The following is a 255-nucleotide window of genomic DNA, read 5'->3' as shown; positions in this document are numbered from 1 at the left end:
ATAATGATGTGACGGCTTACTATCGGTATAATTGTGAAAACATGTCAGAGCTTTCGAGTATTGCTGTTACAGTATTTGCACTTTTTCCTAGTATTCATCATATTCGTTCTATGTGGATTACCGACACCCATCAGGGGGCGGTTACACTGAGCGGTAAAAACAACATGATTAGTTTGAGATAACCCAATGAATAACGTCAACACGATTATCGAACATGCGGAACAAAATTGTAAAAGTCATGGTGCACGTTTAACC

Annotated in this window: 1 protein-coding gene; it reads left to right on the top strand. The window is 38.8% G+C overall.

Annotation, left to right across the window (positions count from 1 at the left end):
• On the top strand, nucleotides 1-182 hold a 182-nt coding region (locus tag AAEY83_RS16790), incomplete at its 5' end, for a ZrgA family zinc uptake protein (RefSeq protein WP_351060914.1).
• Nucleotides 183-255: the final 73 nt, after the last annotated feature.

This window comes from Psychrobacter sp. TB20-MNA-CIBAN-0197 (assembly GCF_040309765.1).
In the GTDB taxonomy this organism is placed as follows: domain Bacteria; phylum Pseudomonadota; class Gammaproteobacteria; order Pseudomonadales; family Moraxellaceae; genus Psychrobacter; species Psychrobacter submarinus.
Note: the sequence above shows the minus strand (reverse complement) of the source record. Positions and strands in the feature narration are given on the sequence as shown.